3 protein-coding genes and 1 pseudogene are annotated in these 3,639 nt (G+C 65.1%); 2 read left to right on the top strand and 2 right to left on the bottom strand.

What is annotated here, in order from left to right:
* Nucleotides 1-880, top strand: an 880-nt coding sequence (locus MOV75_RS30925; protein ID WP_247007214.1) for an amidase, incomplete at its 5' end; no start/stop codon positions are given.
* A gap of 151 nt (nt 881-1,031) precedes the next feature.
* Here MOV75_RS30925 and MOV75_RS30920 read toward each other — a convergent pair.
* Nucleotides 1,032-2,135: an amino acid ABC transporter permease gene (locus tag MOV75_RS30920; protein ID WP_246925668.1), complete on the bottom strand. Its 1,104-nt coding sequence runs from the start codon at nt 2,133-2,135 to the stop codon at nt 1,032-1,034.
* Nucleotides 2,136-2,137: 2 nt separating this feature from the next.
* A complete protein-coding gene (locus tag MOV75_RS30915; RefSeq protein WP_246925670.1) occupies nt 2,138-3,325 on the bottom strand; it encodes an amino acid ABC transporter permease in 1,188 nt (395 codons plus the stop codon).
* An 87-nt stretch (nt 3,326-3,412) separates the two neighbouring features.
* Here MOV75_RS30915 and MOV75_RS30910 point away from each other — a divergent pair.
* Nucleotides 3,413-3,639 (top strand): annotated as a pseudogene (locus MOV75_RS30910) (MurR/RpiR family transcriptional regulator); the annotation flags it as partial.

Below are 3,639 nucleotides of genomic sequence, written 5' to 3'. Positions count from 1 at the left end.
CAGCCCGGCGGCGTTCTGCGGCATCGTCGGCATGCGGCCGAGCATCGGCCGCGTCGCGCATACGCCGAAGGCGGGCATCGATCGCAATCTCGGCGTACAGGGCCCGATGGCGCGCAATGTCGAGGATCTCGCGCTGCTGCTCGATGCCATGAGCGGCGACTATGCCGCCGATCCGCTGTCGCTGCCGGCGCCCGCGACCTCGTTCCTGTCGGCGACGCAGTCCGGCAAGAAGCCAAAGCGCATCGCCTATTCGCCCAATCTCGGCATCACGCCTGTCGATCCCGAGGTGAAGGCGATCACGCGGAAGGCGGCGGAACGCTTTGCCGAGGCTGGCGCCATCGTCGAGGAGGCGCATCCGGACTGGCGCGAGGCGCATGAATGCTTCCACGTGCTGCGCGCCTTCGATTTCGCGATCAGCAAGGCGCAATTGCTGAGAACCAAGCGCGATCTGCTCAAGCCCGAGGTGATCTGGAATATCGAGGAAGGTCTCAAGCTCACCGTGGAGCAGCTCGAGCGGGCCGAGGCCCAGCGCGTCGGCATGACCGCGCGGGCCGTCGAGTTCTTCAAGACCTACGACTTGCTGCTGACGCCCACCACGATCGTGCCGCCCTTCCCGATCGAGCACCGCTATGTCACCGAATGCGCTGGCAAGAGATTCGACAATTACGTCGAGTGGCTCGGCATCGTCTACGCCATCACGCTGGCGTGCTGCCCCTCACTGTCGCTGCCCTGCGGCTTCACGGCGTCGGGCCTCCCGGTCGGCGTGCAGGTCGTCGGCGCACCGCGAAGCGACGCCGACGTGCTCGCGGGCGCGAAGGTGCTGGAGGATATTTTGGGCCTGCGCGGCACGACGCCGATCGATCCGAAGGTGAAGCAATAGCTCCTCTCTCGTGCCCCGGACGCAGCGCAGCGCTCCTTCGGCGGTGCGCTGCAGAGCCGGGGCCCATCCCTCCACGACTTCGCCTGCGGCTCTGGGTCCCGGCTCGGCGATGCAGCGCTGGCGCGCTGCATCTTGTCCGGGACACGGGATGTCACCTTCCGCTCGTCGCTTCCAGGCTGCGGCTATAGCGCGACATCGCGAAGCAGAAGACGAAATAGATCGCGGCGACGAAAATGTAGACCTCGACCGAGAACTGTTGCCACGCGGGATCAATGATCGCGGTCTTCGCCGTCGTCAGCAGGTCGAAGATGCCGATGATGAGGACGAGGCTGGTGTCTTTGAAGAAGGCGATGAAGGTGTTGACCAGCGGCGGGATGACATGGCGGATCGCCTGCGGCAGGACGATCAGCCGGTTCTTGCGCCAGTAGGACAGCCCGAGCGCATCCGCAGCCTCATATTGTCCGCGCGGCACGGCCTGGAGGCCGCCGCGGATGACCTCGGCAAGGTAGGCGCCGGCGAACAGGATGATCGCGATCTGCGCCCGCAAGAGCTTGTCGATGTTGAAGCCGGCAGGCATGAACAGCGGAAACATCACGCTCGCCATGAACAACAGGCTCACCAGCGGCACGCCGCGGATCAGCTCGACATAGAGCACGCTGAGCGAGCGGATCGCCGGCAGCTTTGAGCGCCGGCCGAGCGCGACGAGGATGCCGAGCGGAAACCCGACAGCCAATCCGAACGTCGCCAGGATCAGGGTCACCGGCAGACCGCCCCAGCGATCCTGCGAGACGAAGGCGAGCCCGAACACGCCGCCCCACATCAGCACGCTGATCAGCGCGAGCGCACCGATCCAGAGCAGGACCAGTTCGCGCCGCCACAGGGCGCGGCGGGTGGAGAGATAGAACAGCGCGATGAACAGCACGACCGACAGCGCCGGCCGCCACTGCTCGTCGAATGGATAGGTGCCGAACAGGATGAAGCGGTACTTTTCGGGAATGATCGCCCAACAGGCGCCGACGCCACGCGCCGCCCGGCAGGCACTGGAATCGTTCGCTGGGGTCAGCCACACTGCATTCGCGATGCCCCACTGAGCGAAGCTGAAGATGCCCTTGGCGAGCACCGCCAGCAGCACGACCGAGAGGATGCCATTCGGGATCGACGAGAACAGATTGGTGCGCAGCCATCGCAAGACGGGGTTGCCGATCTGCGGACGACGGGCGCGCGGTGTGTCCGGACTATCGGTGATCGCCGTCATGATCAGCGCTCCACCAGCGCGATGCGCGCATTGTACCAGTTCATGAAGAAGCTGATGGAAAGGCTGATGGTCAGGAACACCGCCATGATCAGTGCGATGGCCTCGATCGCCTGCCCGGTCTGGTTCAGCGTGGTGTTGGCGATCGAAACCACGTCCTGATAGCCGATCGCGACCGCGAGCGAGGAATTCTTGGTCAGATTGAGATACTGGCTCGTCATCGGCGGCACGATGACGCGTAGCGCCTGCGGCAGGATGATCTGCCGCAGCATGAAGCTGCGGCGCAGGCCAAGCGCATTGGCAGCGTCCCACTGACCGCGCGGCACGGACTGGATGCCGCTGCGAACGATCTCGGCAATGAATGCCGAAGTGTACGTCACGAGGGCGATCAGCAGCGCGAAATATTCGGGGGCAAGCGTCAGCCCGCCGACGAAATTGAAGCCGCGCAGCTCCGGCCATTCGATCTTCCAGGACACGCCGAGCAGCACGGACACCATCGCGGGCAACGCGACGATCAGGGCAAGCGCAAACGGCCAGGCTGGGCGCGGCTTGCCGTCGCGCATCTGCTGCGCGATGAGCCGCCTCCTGACGAGATAGAACACGACAAACCCGAGCACGGCGGTGCCGAGCACCCAAAGTTGCAGCGGGCCAAGCGGAACTGCCGGCAGGATCAGGCCGCGATTGGAGAGGAACACGCCCTCGATCGGCCGCCATGCCGCGCGCGCGGCCGGCAGCGCCTGCATCAGCACATACCAGAACAGGAGTTGAAGCAGCAGCGGGATATCGCGGAGCGTTTCGACATAGACGGCGGCAAGTCGCGACAGCAGCCAGTTGGCCGACAGTCGCGAGATGCCGATCAGCGCCCCCAGGATGCTCGCGAGCACGATCCCGATCACGGCGACGCGCAGGGTGTTGCCGACCCCGACGACGAAGGCCCAGAGATACGTGTCTCTCGGATTATAGACGAACAAGCTGTCGGCGATGGGCATGCCGGCCTCGCGGCCGAGGAAGGCAAAGCCGGTCGTGATGCGACGAGCCGAGAGGTTGGTGACGGTGTTGGACCAGAGGAAGCCGATCACCGCGAGCGCAATGCCGACGACCAGCACCTGCCAGAACAGGCCTTGCAGCTCACGGCGTCCCCACGCGCCGAAGAGGCGGCGGCGCGGCGGCGGTCTCGGAGCGTCCGTGGTCACAGCGCAAAAATCCTTCCCAACAGCGACGATTTCCGGCAGCGCACGTCAACTGTTGCACCAATCCAGATTTCATGCAACAAATGTTTCATGGCCGAGCCCGCGAAATCCTCGCCGCTGAGCGAACTGCGCATTGCATTGCCATCGCTCCCGATGCGGCTGCAGCAAGTCGGACGTTTCGTCGCCGCCAACGATTACGACGCCACCACCCGTTCGATGCGCGACCTCGCGGCGGAAGCCGGCGCCGATCCAGCCGCGTTCACGCGCCTCGCCAAGGCGATCGGCTATTCGGGCTGGGACGAATTGCGCGCGGCGCT

Origin of the sequence: Bradyrhizobium sp. PRIMUS42 (assembly GCF_023006515.1) — a bacterium.
GTDB lineage: Bacteria > Pseudomonadota > Alphaproteobacteria > Rhizobiales > Xanthobacteraceae > Bradyrhizobium.
This window is presented reverse-complemented; position numbering and strand designations above follow the sequence as displayed.

Coding starts and splice junctions, on each gene's coding strand:
- MOV75_RS30920 (WP_246925668.1), bottom strand. CDS start 2,135: ATGACGGCGATCACCGATAGTCCGGACACACCGCGCGCCCGTCGTCCG.